Origin of the sequence: Mycobacterium bourgelatii, assembly GCF_010723575.1 — a bacterium.
GTDB classification, from domain to species: Bacteria; Actinomycetota; Actinomycetes; order Mycobacteriales; family Mycobacteriaceae; genus Mycobacterium; species Mycobacterium bourgelatii.
This window is the reverse complement of sequence record NZ_BLKZ01000001.1, coordinates 1,610,910-1,627,361: the sequence shown is the minus strand read 5'-3', so window position 1 is coordinate 1,627,361 and position 16,452 is coordinate 1,610,910. Positions and strand designations below refer to the sequence as shown.

The following is a 16,452-nucleotide window of genomic DNA, read 5'->3' as shown; positions in this document are numbered from 1 at the left end:
GGAATCTAGAGCCACCAGGAAGCTGCCGCATCCAGGTGACGGCGTACCCGATAACGGGCCAAACTGTCGTCGCCGGCCCTGACTGCTTCGAGAATGCGCAGGTGAGCGCGTTCGACGGCGACAACATCACTCCACGTCGGCATTGCCTGCCCGGTGCTTGACCAATGGCGGCGGAACAACTCGACGATGATCCGCAGGAACAGATCCAGGGGTGCATTGCCGGCCAGCCGAGCGAGCCCGACGTGGAACCGAAACTCCTCGACGGCGGCCAGGCGGAAGTCGCCGGATGCCGTGTCCTCGAGATGAGGCCGGTGACTGGCGAGAAAACCCGCCACCTCCGGTTCGTCGCGACGCTTGACCACTTTGGCGACGTTGTTGATCTCGATGGCGTCCCGGACACACCGCAGGTCTTCGCGGGTCGGCTTGCGGTACTGCAGATAGAGCGCGATGGTGTCGATGCTGGCCTGTGCTTCGGGTTCGGTGACCACCAGCCCACCGCCCGGTCCTCGGCGCATGTGCGCGACCGCGTGGTACTCGAGCAGTCGCACCGCCTCCCGCAGGACGGCCCGGCTCACTCGGTAGCGGTCGAGCAGCGCCTGTTCGGTCCCGAACACCGAGCCGACCTGGCGGCCGCTGGCGACGATGTCCCCGGCGATGGTCGCTGCCAAGACTTCGGCGAGCTTGTCGCCAGGTGATTCGGCGTCGGGCCGGGCTCGTGGCAGCGACGTGCGTCGGCGTCTCGCGTCGCCCTGGTGCTGCCGTAGCCAGGTCGTCACCCCTGCCACATGGCGCTCGCTCAGCGTCTTGGCTCGCGCCGAGTCCCCCGCGGTCACCGCCGCGAGGATGGCCGCGTGATCGCTGTGCAGCCGGTCGACCGCCTGGTTGGCCTCGGCGCCAGAGGCGGTGCGCGAGTCGCGCGCATATCGCTTGGTCAGCCTCATCAAAACGTCGATGAACAGCCGCAGGACGGGGTTTTTGGATCGCTCTGCCAGGGCAAGGTGAAAATCGTCGCGAGGCGCAGGCAGGCCCGGGCGCCACTGCTCCTCGGCGCGCAGCACCGATCGCAGCGTCTCGATGCCGGCTTCGTCGATGTGTTCTGCGGCGAGTGCGGCCGCCAGCGGCTCGAGTACCAGACGCGCGTCGAGCAGGTCGTCCAGCGTGGTGTTCCGGTATTCGAGGTAGATGACGACGGCTCGGGTGGCCGGGCGAGCATCGGGCTCGCAGACGATGAGGCCGCCGTTGGGGCCGCGGCGCATCCGGGCGACCTGATGGTGTTCGACCAGCCGAACGGCCTCACGCAGCACCGATCGACTTACACCAAAGCGTTGCTGTAGAGCGCTTTCCGAACCCAGCGTGGCTCCGACCGGCCAGCCGCGGCGGACGATGTCCGCCTCGATCTCTCGGGCAATCCGGGAAGCTCGTTTGTCCTTTCGGGGGGCCGCGGCAACCGGAGTGGCGGCATTGAGTGGGCCACTCAGCATGTGAGCAACATGCATCCCGCGACGGGACCCCCGCCCACGGAAACCACCCCCACCTCCGGGCGCTTCGATACCTGGCGCTCTCCGGCGTCCCCGCGCAACTGCAGACACCCTTCGTGCAACGCCCAGTAGCCGTGCATGCGACCGGCCGACAACTGTCCCCCATAGGTGTTCAGTGGCAGGGCGCCGTCGCGGGCAATGCGGGTTCCGCCTTCGACGAACGGGCCCGACTCACCGTCGGCGCACACCCCCAGCGCCTCCAGCCACGCCAACGTGAGATAGGTGAATCCGTCGTACAGTTGCGCGACCTGCAGGTCGGCGGGCTTGAGGTCGGTGCGCGACCACATCTCCGTCGCCGCATCGGCCATCGCCATTTTCGGGTAGTCGGGGCGGTGGTACCAGCCGCCGGAGCCGTCCGATCCGCCGAGTGCTTCGACCCTCACCGCGCGATGCGGGCAATCGCGCGCGTACTCCGCATGCGACACCACCACGGCGATCGAGCCGTCGATGGGGACGTCGCAATCCAGCAGTCCGAACGGCGTGGAAACCGGTCGCGCGCTCAAATAGTCGGCCATGGTCATGGGTTCGCGGTAGACGGCGCGGGGGTTCAGCGCCGCATTCCGACGTCCGTTGAGAGCGACCCAGCCCAACTGCTCCTTGGTGGTCCCGTACAACTCCATGTGCCGGCGACAGTTGAGCGCCAGCCAGTTTGCCGCCGAATAGGCATGTGCCGCAAGAAGATCGGTGATGTCGTCCATCGCCCCGACGGCGGGCTTCGGTTCCCCCTCCGGAGTCTCGAACATGCGCGCGAGCGGCGGCGGGGACTTGCTCTCCTGTTGCAGGATCGTGCCGCCCAGCATTTGGATGGTGCGGTAGACCACGACGTGGCGCACGCGGCGCTCGGCAACCGCACGGCAGGCAGACATCACCGGACTGAGCAGACCTCCGGTGCCGAACCCGGCTCCGCAGTCCGCGGCGTCGATCTTGAGTTCGGCGTTGACGTCGGCCGCTGGGGTGTCACCCAGGGTCGCGATGCCGTCGATATCGGCGGCGACGAGACCGGCGTCGTCGATCGCCGCCCGTACCGCCTCCATGGTGAGGTCCAGACCAGGGATGCCGGTGCGGCGGCCGATCCGCGAAATGCCGATGCCCGACAGGATCGCGTCCTTTTCGAAGTAACTCATCTGCACCGTCCCGCCGCATGTCGTCAGGTCAATAGAGTGTACTGTATTGCGCGTGTCAGCCGAGTCGACGTCCCCCTTGCTGATCGAACACTGCGACGGGTGCCAGCGTTGGGTGCATCCCGCAAGCGGCGTATGTCGCGACTGTGGCCGTCAACTGACCGCTCGCCCGGTGTCCGGGCAAGGCACGGTGTTCACCTACACCGTCAACTATCACCCGTATAACCCGGAAGTCCCGACGCCGTACGTCATCGCACTCGTCGAACTGAGCGAGCAGCGAGGTCTACGAGTGGCGGCCAACGTCGTTGGCTGCGAACCGGATTCGGTGACATGCGGCATGGCCGTCAAGTTGCTGCCGGAAAAGGGCACGGGCGGCGCACCGCAATTCGCCCCTGCCTAACTTCCCCCGCGAGCAGACGCAAACTCGTACAAAACCAACCACTTTCATACAAGTTTGCGTCTGCTGGCGAGGCGTTGGTGACCGCTAGTTGATCAGCGGATCACGCGGCATGCCCAGAATCCGCTCGGCGATCTGATTGCGGGTCACTTCGGAAGTCCCCCCGGCGATCGCCATGCCACGCGCGCCCATCACCAATCGGCCGATCAGCCCACCCGGCCCGTCGAAGAGCGCTACCTCCGGGCCCAGCAGTGCCGCCGAGAGAGCGCCACCGTCGATCATGTGCTCGGCGAGCTTGAGCTTGGTGACATTACCTTCCGGACCGGGACCGGCCCCTTCGACGCTGCGGGCCGCACGGCGCAGGTTCAGCAGGCGCAACGCATGGTCGTCAGCAAGGAACGCCCCTACCCGAGAGCGCGCACCGCCCACTGCATCTGGATAGGTCTGAACCAGTTTCACCAGGTTCTCACCCAAGCCCTCGTAGTAACCACCGCTGCCGCCGATGCTGACGCGCTCGTTACCCAGCGTCGCCCGCGCAACGGTCCATCCCGAGTTGGGCGTTCCGACCACGTCCTCGTCGGGGACGAACACGTCATTGAAGAAGACCTCGTTGAACTCCGACCCGCCGGTGATCTGACGCAGCGGCCGGACCTCGACCCCCGGCGCCTTCATGTCGATGATCACGGTGGTGATGCCGGCGTGCTTAGGAACATCCGGGTCGGTGCGCACGGTGGCCAGACCGCGGGCGCAGATGTGCGCTCCGCTGGTCCACACCTTCTGCCCGTTGATCTTCCAACCGCCGTCCACCCGCGTCGCGCGGGTCTTGACCGACGCCGCATCCGAGCCCGCGTCGGGCTCCGAGAAGAGCTGGCACCACACCTCTTCCTGGCGCAGCGCCTTCTCCACGAATCTTTCGATCTGCCAATCGGTTCCGTGCTGAATCAGCGTCAGGATCACCCAGCCGGTGATCGAATACTCCGGGCGCTTGATGCGGGCCGCACTGAACTCTTCCTCGATCACCAGTTGCTCCACCGCGTCGGCGGCGCGACCCCATGGCTTGGGCCAGTGCGGCATCACATAGCCCGTCTCGATCAACTTGTCGAGTTGGGCTTCCTGCGGCAGAGCGGCGATTTCCTGGGCGTCGGCACGGATCTGGGTGCGCAGCTCTTCTGCCTCGGGCGGCAGGTCCAGGCTGTTGGACCGGACCGCCCCGGCGGCGGTGCGCTCGAAGACATCTTCGGCGGGCCCGTCACCGCCGAACAGCGCCGTGGTCACCAACGCCCGTCGCAAATGCAGGTGAGCGTCGTGCTCCCAGGTGAAACCGATGCCGCCGTGCACCTGGATGTTGAGTTCGGCGTTTCGCGCATAGGCCGGAAACGCCAGCACCGCCGCGACGGCCGCGATCAGCCGGAACTGCGATTCGTCGTCCGACGTGTCTTCGGACGCCGCGCGGGACGCGTCCCACACCGCCGCGATCGCCGACTCGGTTGCCACCAGCATGTTCGCGCAATGATGTTTCACCGCTTGGAAAGTCGCGATGGTGCGCCCGAACTGCTGACGCACCTTGGCGTAGGCAACGGCGGTGTCGACGCAATCGGCCGCCCCGCCGACCGCCTCGGCCGCCAGCAACGTCCGCGCACGCGCCAACAACGATTCGCGGGCACCCGGCAGGATGTCGTCGTCGGACACACTCACGTTCTGCAGACGCACCCGTCCGGCACGCCGGGTCGGGTCCAAGTTCTTGGGCACCTCGATCGTCACACCGTCCCGGTCCCGGTCCAGCACCAGCACGTCATCGCCGGCGGCCACCAGCAGCAACCCGGCCAATCCCGCACCCAACACGACGCCCGCGTCGCCATCAGCACGACCGTCGGCGACCGAAACGCTGCCGCCGACGCCGACGCCGGCGGTGACACTGCCGTCGACCAATCCCGGGAGTAGGCGCGCCTTTTGGTCCGCATTGCCGGCGCGGGCGATCGTCGCGGAGGCGATGACGGTCGGCACGAACGGCCCCGGCGCCACCGCGCGGCCGAGTTCTTCCACCACGACCACGAGTTCGGGCAACCCGTAGCCGGAGCCACCGTATTCCTCGTCGAGGTGCAGACCGAGCCAGCCGAGCTCGACCAGGTTCTGCCAGAAGGGAGGCCGATCCTCCTCGGCCGCATCGAGCAGTTCACGCGCCGCCCAGCGCGCCTTCTGCGAGGTCAGGAACCCGCGGGCAACCTCGGCGAGTTCGCGATGGTCGTCGGTCAGTGCGATACCCATGAGGGCCCTCCTCGCGCCACAATCCGGCCCGCCTCTTCGCGGGGCCGATTTCGCTAAAGAGTGTACTTAATGCGGGGAGGGCCCTACGCCTGGGCTACTCGGGAGCTACTCGGGAGCTACTTGGGCGCGAAGCGCTGTCCCGCATCCAAACGCAGGCACTGCCCGTTGAGCATCGGGTTGTCGACGATCGCCGCGACCAGCTTGGCGTACTCCTCCGGCCGGCCCAGCCGCTTGGGGAAGGCTGCGTCCTTGGTCAACGCCGTCGCGAACTCGTCCGGGATGCCCTTGGTGAGCCCGGTGGCGAACAGGCTCGGGGCGATGGCAAGCACCCGGATACCCTGCGAACCCAGGTCACGCGCCATGGTCAGGCACATGCCCGCGATGCCCGCCTTGGCCGCGGTGTAGGCGACCTGTCCGATCTGGCCTTCGAACGCCGCGATGGACGCGGTGTTGATGATGACGCCCCGCTCCTCGTCTTCGGGTTCGTTCTTGCTCATGTGCGCCGCGGCGAGGCGGCTGATGTTGAAGGTGGCGATGAGGTTCAGATCGATCACTGATTGGAAGGATTCGAGGTCGTGCGGGCCGGTCTTGGTCAGGGTGCGCTTGGCGATGCCGCCGCCGGCGGTGGTCACCGTGACATGCAGACCACCGAGGTCATCGACCGCGGCCTGCAACACCTGCTCGGTGCCGGAGAAGTCGGTGACGTCGACCGCGTAGAACTTGCCGCCGACGCTTTCGGCGACCTCCTTGCCGTCGGAGTTCTCGCGGTCGAGCACCGCGACCTGCGCTCCTCGCTCGTGCAGCAATTCGACGCTGGCACGTCCCATGCCCGAAGCGCCGCCGATTACGACGACTTTTTTCCCGCTGATCTCCATCCGGCCTCTCCTTTGCGGCTTGTCAGAATCCGTGAGATCTGTAACGCTAGCGCGTCCGCTCCACGGGCTTGTCGGGGAGGCATGCCAAGCTGGCGAGCGTGCTCCTTGTCGACGTAGCAAGCACATCGCTTAATGTGGGCGGCACTTCGTCGCGCCTGACGAAGGTCGCGCGCATCGCCGACCTGTTGAGCCAGGCAGCACCCGACGCCGAACTCGTCGCGATCATCGTGTCGTGGCTCTCCGGCGAACTCCGCCAGCGCCAGATCGGCGTGGGCTGGGCGAGCCTGCGCTCGCTGCCGCCCGCGGCACCAAGCCCCACTCTGACCGTCCAAGGCGTCGACGCCACCTTCTCCGAAATCAAGGCGGTGTCGGGCAAGGGATCGCAGGCGCGGCGTGCCGAACTCGTCAGGGGCTTGTTCGCCGCCGCCACCGAAGCCGAGCAAACCTTCCTGGTGCGCCTGCTGGGTGGTGAACTGCGGCAGGGCGCGCTGATCGGCGTGATGACCGACGCGGTGGCGAAGGCCGCCGGGATTCCGGCCGCCGCGGTACAGCGGGCCGCGATGCTGGGCGGCGACCTGCCGGCGGTGGCCGCCGCGGGCCTGTCCGGCGGTGAGCGTGCGCTGGACGAGTTCACCCTGCGGGTGGGCAGACCGGTCGGCCCGATGCTGGCGCAGACGGCCACCGATGTCGCCGATGCACTCGAACGTCACGGCGGGACAAGCATTTTCGAAGCCAAGCTGGACGGCGCGCGGGTGCAGATCCACCGGTCCGGGGACGAGGTCACCGTCTTTACCCGCAGCCTCGACGACGTGACCGCCCGGCTGCCCGAAGTGGTCGAGGCCACCTTGGCGTTGCCGGTGCGCGAGCTGGTTGCCGACGGCGAGGCGATCGCGCTGCGCCCGGACAACCGCCCACACCGCTTCCAGGTCACCGCATCGCGGTTCGGCCGCTCCGTCGACGTGGCGGCTGCCCGTGCAGCACAACCACTTTCGGTGTTCTTCTTCGACATCCTGCATCACGACGGCGTCGATCTGCTCGATGCCCCGACCGCCGAACGGCTGGCGGCCCTCGACGCGCTGGTACCCGAAGCGCAACGGGTTGACCGGCTGCACACCTCGGACGCGGCGGCGGCCGCGGCGTTTCTGGAGGCGACGCTGGCCGCCGGCCACGAAGGGGTGATGGCCAAGGCGGCGTCGGCGCCGTATCAAGCGGGCCGCCGAGGCGCGGGGTGGCTGAAGGTCAAACCGGTGCACACCCTCGACCTCGTGGTGCTGGCGGTCGAGTGGGGTTCCGGCCGGCGCAAGGGCAAGCTGTCGAACATCCATCTGGGCGCGCGTGATCCGGCAACGGGTGAATTCGTCATGGTCGGAAAGACTTTCAAAGGCATGACCGACGCCATGCTGGAATGGCAGACCGCCCGATTCACCGAACTCGCCGTCGGCGGTACGGACGGCTACGTGGTGCACGTGCGCCCCGAGCAGGTGGTCGAGATCGCGCTCGACGGGGTGCAAGGTTCGTCGCGCTACCCGGGCGGGGTCGCACTGCGGTTCGCCCGGGTGGTGCGCTATCGCGACGACAAGAGCCCCGCCGAAGCCGACACCATCGACACGGTGCGGGCCATGTACTGATCCCGCACGAGCGAGCGCCACAACGGGTGTAGGTGTCCGCATACGTCTGTAGATTCACACTCGCCAACGACGCTGACGAGGGAGCTTGGGTGGACGGCGACATCACCTATATCCGCAACGACACCGAACTGCCCCCCGTCGCGATCATCGACCGCTCCCCCATCACCGGCCGGCACAAGATCATCTTCGGCGTGATCGCGGTCGTCGGCGCCATCGCCTGGGCGATCATCGCGTTGGCACGCGGCGAGACGGTGAACGCGGTGTGGTTTGTGGTCGCGGCGATCTGCACTTACATCATCGGCTACCGGTTCTATGCCCGGCTGATCGAGATGAAGATCGTTCGCCCACGCGACGACCACGCCACTCCCGCCGAGGTTCTCGAGGACGGCACCGACTACGTACCCACCGACCGGCGCGTGCTGTTCGGCCATCATTTCGCGGCCATCGCCGGAGCCGGACCACTCGTCGGACCCGTGCTGGCCGCCCAGATGGGCTACTTGCCCGGCACGATTTGGATCGTGCTGGGCGCCGTGTTCGGTGGTTGCGTCCAGGACTATCTCGTGTTGTGGATCTCCACCCGGCGCCGGGGCCGTTCCCTGGGCCAAATGGCCCGCGACGAACTGGGCGTCATCGGCGGGGCCGCCGCCCTGATCGGTGTCCTCGTCATCATGGTGATCCTGATCGCGGTCCTCGCGCTCATCGTGGTCAAGGCACTGGCCCAAAGCCCGTGGGGCGTGTTCTCCATTGCAATGACGATCCCCATTGCCCTGTTCATGGGCTGCTACCTGCGCTTCCTGCGTCCTGGGCGGGTTGGCGAGGTGTCGTTCATCGGCTTCGCGCTGCTGCTCGCCGCCGTGGGATCGGGCAATTGGGTCGCCGAAACATCTTGGGGTGCATCCTGGTTCACCCTGTCTCCGGTCACTTTGTGTTGGTGCCTCATCATCTACGGCTTCGCCGCGTCGGTGCTGCCGGTGTGGTTACTGCTCGCACCCCGCGACTATTTGTCGACGTTCATGAAGGTCGGCGCCGTCGGCCTGCTGGCGGCCGGCATCTGTCTTGCCCACCCGGCGATGCAGGCACCGGCCATATCTCGATTCGCGATCAACGGCGACGGCCCGGTGTTCGCGGGCTCACTGTTTCCCTTTCTGTTCATCACCATCGCGTGCGGCGCACTGTCCGGCTTTCACTCGCTGATCTCCTCCGGGACAACGCCCAAGCTGTTGGAGAAAGAAAGCCAGATGCGGCTGATCGGCTACGGCGGCATGATCACCGAATCGTTCGTCGCGGTCATGGCGCTGATCACCGCGTCAATCCTCAACCAGCACCTGTATTTCGCCATCAACGCCCCCGCTGCGCAAACCGGCGGCACCGCGGCCAGCGCCGCCGAATACGTCAACACCCTCGGTCTTTCCGGCGCGCCAGCCACCGCGGATCAAATCAGCCAGGCCGCCAGCAGCGTCGGCGAACACTCCATCGTGTCGCGGACGGGCGGAGCCCCGACCCTTGCATTCGGCATGTCCGAGGTATTGCACCGCGTCTTCGGTGGCGCCGATCTCAAGGCGTTCTGGTACCACTTCGCGATCATGTTCGAGGCGCTGTTCATCCTCACCACCCTCGATGCCGGCACCCGAGTCAACCGCTTCATGCTCTCCGATGCATTGAGCAATCTGGGTGGACCGCTGGCCAAGCTGCGCAATCCCAGCTGGCGCCCCGGCGTGTGGATCTGCAGCGTGGTGGTCGTCGCGGCGTGGGGAAGCATCCTGCTGATGGGCGTGACCGATCCGCTGGGCGGCATCAACACCCTTTTCCCGCTGTTCGGCATCGCCAACCAGTTGCTCGCGGCGATGTCCCTCACCGTGCTCACCGTGGTGGTCATCAAGAAGGGCTTGCTCAAATGGGCCTTCGTCCCTGGCATTCCCCTGCTCTGGGATTTGGCGGTCACCCTGACGGCATCGTGGCAGAAGATTTTCTCTGGGGATCCGGCCATCGGCTACTGGACGCAGCATTACCAGTACCTGGCGGCGAAAGAAGCGGGGAAGACAACCTTCGGTTCGGCCAAGGACGCCTATCAGCTGGACCAGGTGATCAGGAACACCTTCGTACAGGGGACGTTGTCGATCATCTTCGCGCTGGTGGTCATCATCGTGGTGGCAGCCGGAATCATCGTCGCCGTCAAGGCAATTCGTGGCGGCGGCAGGCCATTGACCGAGGACGACCCGGTACCGTCCAGAAGGTTCGCGCCGTCCAGTCTGATTCCCACCGCGGCAGAACGGCAGTTGCAGGAACAGTGGGCTCGGCACGCCGAGTAGCCAGCGCGCCAACCCGCCCCAACCGGCTTAAGCTGGTGACCAATGAGAGTCGGCATCGACTTTGGCACCACCCACACCGTCGTCGCACTCGTCGACCGAGGTAACTACCCGGTCGTCTCGTTCGACGGCTCTTTGGACCGCACCGACGCCTGGCCGTCCCTGATCGCCGCCAACGCCGCGGGACAGCTCCGCTTCGGCCCGGATGCCGCCACCGTCCGACACGATCGGGAATGGTCGGTGTTGCGGTCTTTCAAGCGTCTCCTCAATGACGCCGGTCCGACGACCGAGGTCAACCTGGCCGGACGTAACTACCGACTGGCCGAACTGCTCACCGGGTTTCTGGCCCAGCTGAAGAGCGATCTCTGTCACCGTTCGAACGCAGGCATCGCGCCGGACGAGACCATCGAGGCCGCCATCAGCGTGCCGGCCAATGCCTCTAGCGCCCAACGGCTTTTGACGTTGGACGCGTTCGTAGCGGCGGGCTTCCATGTCGTCGCGCTGCTGAACGAGCCGTCGGCCGCGAGCCTGGAATACGCCCACCGGTACCGGTCCACGATCACCGCCAAGCGCGAGTATGTCCTCATCTACGACCTTGGTGGGGGCACCTTCGATGCCTCGCTGCTGAAAATGACCGGGCACGCCAACGAGGTGACCCTCAGCGAGGGCATCCAGCGACTCGGCGGAGACGACTTCGACGACGCGATCGTTGATCTCGTCCTCGCCGGCGTGCAACAGCCGGCGGTCGACGACGACACTCGCGGCCTGCTTAAGGACGAGTGCGCCGCCCGCAAGGAAGCCGTCGGGCCGCAGACCCGCCGTTTCCTGGTCGATCTCACAATGCTCGACCGGCCGCCGTTCTCCTGCGGCATCGATGAGGTCTACTCGGCGTGCGCGCCGCTGGTCGACAAAACGGTCGAACTTCTCGACCGCGTGCTGCGCGACCCCAGTCGCGGGGAGACGCCGTGGTCGGACCTGGCCGGCATCTACGTGGTGGGCGGGGCCGGCGTCTTCCCACTGGTGGCGCGGATGTTGCGTGCCACCTTCGGCGACAAGCGGGTGAAGCGTTCACCGCACCCCTTCGCCGCCACGGCCATCGGTCTTGCGGTGTTCCTCGACAAGGAATCCGGTTTCGAGTTGTCCGAACGCTTTTCACGACATTTCGGGGTCTTCCGCGAAGCCCGCGCCGGTACCGACGTCGTTTTCGACCCGATCGTGCCCAAGGACGCGTCACTTCCCGACGACGGACGCAGCCCGTTGGTCATCAAGCGGACCTACCGGGCCGCACACAACATCGGACATTTCCGGTTCGTGGAGTGCAGCCGCCTGGTCGACGGCCGTCCCGACGGGGACGTCACTCCCTACGACCCGGTCCTGTTCCCTTTCGACCCGGCCCTGCACGACCGCGACGACCTCGGCCGTCAGCCGGTGGGCCGCTGGAACGACGGACCGGACGTGGAGGAACGCTACGTCGTGGCGCCCGGCGGGGCGGTGGAAGTGACGCTCACGACGCAGCCGGCCGGCTTCCAACGCACGTTCCGACTGGAACGGCGCGCCCCGGCGCGGCTATAGCGGCGCGGGTATAGGTTCGGGTGTAGCGGTCGTGGATCTGTATGACGTGATGCGAACGACGTTCGCGGCCCGGGAGTTCACCGATGACCCCCTCCCCGACGACGTGCTGTGGCGCATTTTCGACAATGCCCGCTTCGCGCCCAGCGGCGGCAACCGGCAAGGCGGCCACATCACCGTCGTGCGAGACGCCGCCGCCCGCCGTCGTCTGGCGGAACTGGGTACCGGCGCCGCACGTCGTTACTTCGCCCAACGGATCGCGGGCGAGAATCCGTGGAACCCCCTACAGCCCAGCCAGGTCCCGCAGGACGTCATCGACGCGACCGAGATTCCGGCGGCGTTCGTCGAGCCCTTCCTGAAAGCGCCTGTGGTGCTGGTCTTTTCGGTAGACTTGAGTGTTATCGCCGCGCTCGATCAAGAACTGGACCGGGTCGGGATCGCCGCGGGAGCATCGGTGTACCCGTTGGTGTGGAACGTGTTGCTGGCCGCCCGCAACGAAGGCTACGGCGGGACCTTCACCACGATGGCCATCGCCCGGGAGGACGAGGTGCGCGCACTCCTGGGCATCCCCGAGCAGCACGCGGTCGCCGCAGTGGTGCCGCTCGGTAAACCGACGCGCCAACTGACCAAGCTGCGCCGGCTTGCGGTCGCGGACTTCGTCACCCGGGAGCGTTTCGACGGCCCAGCGTTCGAGCGTTGAGCCGGGTTTCAACAAACGGCGCCCGTGGAACGCGCCAGGTATGGCAGAAATCGATCTGGACGACCTGTCGACTCCCGAGCACGGATACACCGTCAACGACGAGGATGACGACGACCCGGTGTTGCTCGACCGGGACGGGAACAACGTCGAGACGTGGCGCGAGGGTTATCCCTACGACGACAAGTTGGGGCGCGACGAATACGAGCGGGTGAAGCGCCGGCTGCAGATCGAACTGCTGAAGCTGCAGAATCACGGCAAACTCACCGGCGCCCGGCACCTGATCGTGTTCGAGGGTCGCGACGCCGCCGGCAAGGGCGGCACCATCCAGCGGTTCATGGAGCACCTCAATCCCCGAACCGCGCGCGTGGTCGCACTGGTAAAGCCGACCGATCGCGAGAAGACGCAGTGGTACTTCCAGCGCTACATCAAACATCTGCCATCGGGCGGGGAGATGGTGTTGTTCGACCGGTCCTGGTACAACCGCGCCGGCGTGGAGCAGGTAATGGGCTTCTGCACCCCCGCGCAGTATGACGAATTCCTATGGCAAGCACCGCTTTTCGAGGCGATGCTGGTCAAGAACGGAGTATGCCTGACCAAGTTCTGGTTCTCGGTTTCGCCAGCCGAGCAACGCACCCGGTTCGCCATCCGACTGGTCGATCCGGTCAAGCAGTGGAAGTTCTCACCGATGGACATGGAAGCGGTGCGGAGGTGGGACGAATACACCGAGGCCAAGGAGAAGATGTTCAATGCCACCGACACCGACATCGCTCCGTGGATCGTGGTCAAGAGCAACGATAAAAAGCGGGCCCGCATCAACGCGATGCGCTACATCCTGTCCAGGTACGAGTACGAGGACAAGGACCACGAGCTGGTGGGTGAGCCCGACCCGTTGTTGGTGGGCCGTGCGTTGGCGGACTGAGTGTGGTGTGCGGTCAGTCGCTCGCGGATTTCCTGACCCGCGATCGCTTTGACGGCTTAGCATCCGACAGCTGATGTGCAGCCTTTTCCAAGCGCGTCAGCGCGGGCTCGACTGCGTCGGCCAGCTCGTCGATATCGTCGGCGACCTCTGGGGTGGTGACGAAGCCGAAGTCGATCGACTCGCGATAGCTGAAACAGCTGATGTTCAATCCCACCTCCATGGTAAGGGGTCCGATAGGCACCAGGCTTTCGACCAACGCGCCCGCCAGATACATGGGATGGTCGGGCCCCGGCACATTCGAGATGACCAGGTTTATCGGTGCGACGTGACCGCCGAGATGGCTTGCGGTATAGGCCCGAACGGCCAACGCCAGCAAGCCCGGCGGCGTCGTATCCGTCAGGCCCATGATCTGATGAGCGGTGAGCGCTTTCGCCATCTCCTTGGCCCCTTGGGAATTGCGATAGATGGTTCTCAACCGCTCCGCGTCGTCGGGCACATCGGTGGCCAGGCTCATCGTCATAGACGAGATCTGATTGCCGGCCGGCGATTTGTCGTGATGGGTCGACACCGGAATCTGAGCGATCAGAGGCCGATCCGGAAGTTCCCCGCGCTCCGCGAGGTAGTCACGGAGCGCGCCCGAAACCATTGCCATCACAACGTCATTCAGCTTCACATCGAAGGCCTGCTTGACAGCCTTTACCCGCTCCAACGGCACTCGGGCCAACGTGATCCGCCGCTCGGGCGTCAATTCGGCATTGAACCGGGTGATGGGCGCCTCGAAGAAATGGGGCGGCTTATTGGGGATCCCACGCACCGCCAGTTGCTGAACAAGCATTTGCTGCAGGATCCGCGCCACCCGGTAAGGGGTCGCGACCGCGACATTGAACATGGCGCCAAGCGCACGCCGCTCAAGACGCGGCATGCCAGCCGCCGGCGACTCGCGGACCTTGGCGACTGGTGGCCGCGGTTCCGGCGTGGCGTCCAGCAGGATCTCGCTCAGTCCGGTGCCCGACACTCCGTCGATGACGGCGTGATGGATCTTGGTCAGTATTGCGGCACGACCGCGCTCTAGCCCTTCGATGAACCAGAGCTCCCACAACGGTCTGTTGCGTTCCAGCGCATAGGACATGAGGCGGCCGACGAACTCCTCCACTTCGCGACGTCCGCCCGGCGCGGGCACGGCGATGCGTCGGATGTGGTAGTCGATATCGAGCTTGTCGTCCTCGACCCACCAGGGCCGATCCAGACCGAGGGGGGCGCCGGCCACCCGGCACCGCAGCTCGGGTAATTCCGGAAGTCGTTCCGCGATAATACTTTTCACTGCACCGAACGAAAAGTGAGGCGCTTCGGCAGGGTCGCAGATCGCGAGGCCGCCGATGTGCATGGGACAGGTGTGGGTCTCGGCGAACCAGAATGCCGCATCCAGGCTCGACAACCGCCTCATGGCGACACCGTGGCGCGGCCGCAGCCGACCAACCACTGATCGGTCATCACACGACCTCCTCGTGAGAAGAGTTCTGACGCACGCGAAGCCGGTTGCACGGACCATCGCGTCCGTTGGTCCAGCATCCCTAATGTCGTCTTCGATGCGATCTTCGCGTCAGGGTCTAAAGTCCCCGCTTGACCGCCATTCCTCCCCTGTGATCGGGCAGTCACCCGATCGGGTAGATCCCGACGCTTGGCGGTCAGACGGCTTTCGTGTTGCCGACATAGGACAACACGACGTCGGATTCTTCCGTGATGCGGGTCAGAGTTGAGTAAGACCGGACGAATGACTGACCCACACAACCGTCGATCTTCATGTGGAAGTCGCTGATCATCACCCAGGGATTGGCGCCCCTGAACTCCTTCCTGATCACCGGCACGACCACAACGAACCCGGGCTTAAGCCCCACGCTGACCACTGAGCTGTACTGCGGTGTGATCAGCGGTATGAGAACCGGTGGCTGTCCGGGCCCGAGCGGTAGTTCCGCGCCGAGAGATGGCGCGATACCCCCACCATTAGCCATGTTGACGCCGTTGGCAGTGCTCATGTCGATCCCGCAGCCGATCTCGTAACCCACTTCGAGGACGCCGTGCGGCGGTTCCGGCCCCACCAGCGAAGCGACGAACGTTCCGCTGGAGAGATATTCGCGAGACGACACCGCGGTGGTCAACGGCTTGATGGGAATATGCCGCTCGTCCTTGCCGCCGAGGGCCAAGGTCCAACCGTCCGGCGTGGTCAGCCTGGCCGGAGTATTCGGGGGCACCGATCCGTCATCCGGTGACACCGCACCGGGAGGCAGTTGCGGCTCGGGCTCAGCACCTGCCGGCGGCGGAATGACTACTACCGCCAGAGATACAGCGAGGACCGCAGCACGACGAACGACCGCGGAAATCGGCATCACGGCCTACACGGTATGCACGGCCCACAGCGCTTCCGCGTTTTGCTGATCGGTCAACTCGCACTTGTTGCGCGTTTGTAGCTGGTTCGCGACGAAGACGTGGCTTCGTTCGCCGACCGGGGTGCCGTTGGCGAGTAAGCTCGACAGTTAGCCCGCTATTTGTTGGGGCCAGTGTTCAAGGCAGAGAGGGCGACCAATGAGCCTGCAAAGGTTCGCTCAGTTCCTCGTCGCCGTTCTCATAGGACTGACGGCCCTCCTAGGCGGCGCCGGTGTCGCTAGCGCCGACCCGGACGATGCGGCGCCGCCCATCATCGAAGATTTGGTCGCTATCCCGGGCCTCCTAGCAGGTCCGGGGCAGGACCCGCGCTCGCTGGATACGCCCAACAACTTCGGCGTACCAGGCGCGCGAGACTGGACCGGCAGCGGAATGTTTTGTCAGAACCGAAATGTCAAGTGCCAAAAGATGGGGTTCTAAAAAGCCGAATCCCCAAAGCCGGCCGCAGCGCGCCACATCGCGTTGATAGTTTGGTGCGGTGTCCAACTGGCTCAGCACGGGCTGCTCGACCGGCCTCGGTCCCGCCCTCGCCGAGGTGGTCATCGGCGCCGTTGAATCGAACCAGCCGCCGTCGTTTCTGCTGCTTGGCCGTGATGTGCTCGGCGCCCACCGCCACCTCGCCGACGCACACGCGAAGGAGATCGCGGCGTGGGAGCAAGTCACCGTCGGCACCGACTTCGACTCCTAGAGGATTC

13 protein-coding genes are annotated in these 16,452 nt (G+C 65.7%); 7 read left to right on the top strand and 6 right to left on the bottom strand.

The window, feature by feature from the left end:
• Positions 1–5 precede the first annotated feature (5 nt).
• Positions 6–1,481: a FadR/GntR family transcriptional regulator gene (locus G6N68_RS07405; protein ID WP_163709797.1), complete on the bottom strand. Its 1,476-nt coding sequence runs from the start codon at positions 1,479–1,481 to the stop codon at positions 6–8.
• The gene (locus G6N68_RS07400; protein ID WP_163709794.1) at positions 1,475–2,662 is read right to left on the bottom strand and encodes a thiolase family protein; all 1,188 of its coding nucleotides are present in this window, start codon (positions 2,660–2,662) and stop codon (positions 1,475–1,477) included. The genes G6N68_RS07405 and G6N68_RS07400 overlap by 7 nt, the downstream gene beginning before the upstream one ends.
• A 52-nt stretch (positions 2,663–2,714) precedes the next feature.
• Between G6N68_RS07400 and G6N68_RS07395 the strand changes: the two genes are divergently transcribed.
• A complete protein-coding gene (locus G6N68_RS07395; protein ID WP_163709790.1) occupies positions 2,715–3,059 on the top strand; it encodes a Zn-ribbon domain-containing OB-fold protein in 345 nt (114 codons plus the stop codon).
• A gap of 84 nt (positions 3,060–3,143) precedes the next feature.
• On the opposite strand, the gene G6N68_RS07390 is transcribed toward G6N68_RS07395, so the two are convergent.
• Both G6N68_RS07390 and G6N68_RS07385 read right to left on the bottom strand, forming a co-directional pair.
• On the bottom strand, positions 3,144–5,321 hold the full coding sequence (locus G6N68_RS07390; RefSeq protein WP_163709787.1) for an acyl-CoA dehydrogenase family protein: 2,178 nt from the start codon (positions 5,319–5,321) through the stop codon (positions 3,144–3,146).
• Between the two features lie 116 nt (positions 5,322–5,437).
• Entirely contained in the window at positions 5,438–6,196 is a 759-nt protein-coding gene (locus tag G6N68_RS07385) for an SDR family NAD(P)-dependent oxidoreductase (RefSeq protein ID WP_163709784.1), read from the bottom strand.
• 98 nt (positions 6,197–6,294) lie between these two features.
• Between G6N68_RS07385 and G6N68_RS07380 the strand changes: the two genes are divergently transcribed.
• The 5 genes from G6N68_RS07380 to ppk2 all read left to right on the top strand — a co-directional run bounded on the left by G6N68_RS07380 (position 6,295) and on the right by ppk2 (position 13,318).
• Positions 6,295–7,824, top strand: coding sequence for an ATP-dependent DNA ligase (locus tag G6N68_RS07380; RefSeq protein WP_163709781.1), 1,530 nt, complete (start codon positions 6,295–6,297; stop codon positions 7,822–7,824).
• An 89-nt stretch (positions 7,825–7,913) separates the two neighbouring features.
• Positions 7,914–10,133, top strand: a complete 2,220-nt coding sequence (locus tag G6N68_RS07375; protein WP_163709778.1) for a carbon starvation CstA family protein — start codon at positions 7,914–7,916, stop codon at positions 10,131–10,133.
• A 42-nt stretch (positions 10,134–10,175) separates the two neighbouring features.
• Positions 10,176–11,702, top strand: coding sequence for an Hsp70 family protein (locus tag G6N68_RS07370; RefSeq protein ID WP_163709776.1), 1,527 nt, complete (start codon positions 10,176–10,178; stop codon positions 11,700–11,702).
• 31 nt (positions 11,703–11,733) lie between these two features.
• Positions 11,734–12,399 (top strand): nitroreductase family protein, encoded by a 666-nt coding sequence (locus tag G6N68_RS07365; RefSeq protein WP_205351266.1) that lies wholly within the window; start codon positions 11,734–11,736, stop codon positions 12,397–12,399.
• 40 nt (positions 12,400–12,439) lie between these two features.
• Positions 12,440–13,318 carry a polyphosphate kinase 2 gene (gene ppk2 / locus G6N68_RS07360; RefSeq protein ID WP_163709773.1) on the top strand — a complete coding sequence of 293 codons (879 nt, stop codon included), beginning with the start codon at positions 12,440–12,442 and terminating at the stop codon, positions 13,316–13,318.
• Positions 13,319–13,331: 13 nt separating this feature from the next.
• Here ppk2 and G6N68_RS07355 read toward each other — a convergent pair whose 3' ends face one another.
• Positions 13,332–14,762 (bottom strand): WS/DGAT/MGAT family O-acyltransferase, encoded by a 1,431-nt coding sequence (locus G6N68_RS07355; protein WP_163709770.1) that lies wholly within the window; start codon positions 14,760–14,762, stop codon positions 13,332–13,334.
• Between the two features lie 241 nt (positions 14,763–15,003).
• Positions 15,004–15,567, bottom strand: a complete 564-nt coding sequence (locus G6N68_RS07350; RefSeq protein ID WP_163718301.1) for an MspA family porin — start codon at positions 15,565–15,567, stop codon at positions 15,004–15,006.
• Positions 15,568–16,235: 668 nt separating this feature from the next.
• Between G6N68_RS07350 and G6N68_RS07345 the strand changes: the two genes are divergently transcribed.
• Complete coding sequence (locus G6N68_RS07345) at positions 16,236–16,445, top strand: hypothetical protein (protein WP_163709768.1); 210 nt, start codon at positions 16,236–16,238, stop codon at positions 16,443–16,445.
• Positions 16,446–16,452 lie beyond the last annotated feature (7 nt).

What these genes read in the sequence shown, in the direction of transcription:
- G6N68_RS07405 (WP_163709797.1), bottom strand. Translation starts at nt 1,481, where the DNA reads ATGCTGAGTGGCCCACTCAATGCCGCCACTCCGGTTGCCGCGGCCCCC.
- G6N68_RS07400 (WP_163709794.1), bottom strand. Translation starts at nt 2,662, where the DNA reads ATGAGTTACTTCGAAAAGGACGCGATCCTGTCGGGCATCGGCATTTCG.
- G6N68_RS07390 (WP_163709787.1), bottom strand. Translation starts at nt 5,321, where the DNA reads ATGGGTATCGCACTGACCGACGACCATCGCGAACTCGCCGAGGTTGCC.
- G6N68_RS07385 (WP_163709784.1), bottom strand. Translation starts at nt 6,196, where the DNA reads ATGGAGATCAGCGGGAAAAAAGTCGTCGTAATCGGCGGCGCTTCGGGC.
- G6N68_RS07370 (WP_163709776.1), top strand. Translation starts at nt 10,176, where the DNA reads ATGAGAGTCGGCATCGACTTTGGCACCACCCACACCGTCGTCGCACTC.
- ppk2 (WP_163709773.1), top strand. Translation starts at nt 12,440, where the DNA reads ATGGCAGAAATCGATCTGGACGACCTGTCGACTCCCGAGCACGGATAC.
- G6N68_RS07355 (WP_163709770.1), bottom strand. Translation starts at nt 14,762, where the DNA reads ATGAGGCGGTTGTCGAGCCTGGATGCGGCATTCTGGTTCGCCGAGACC.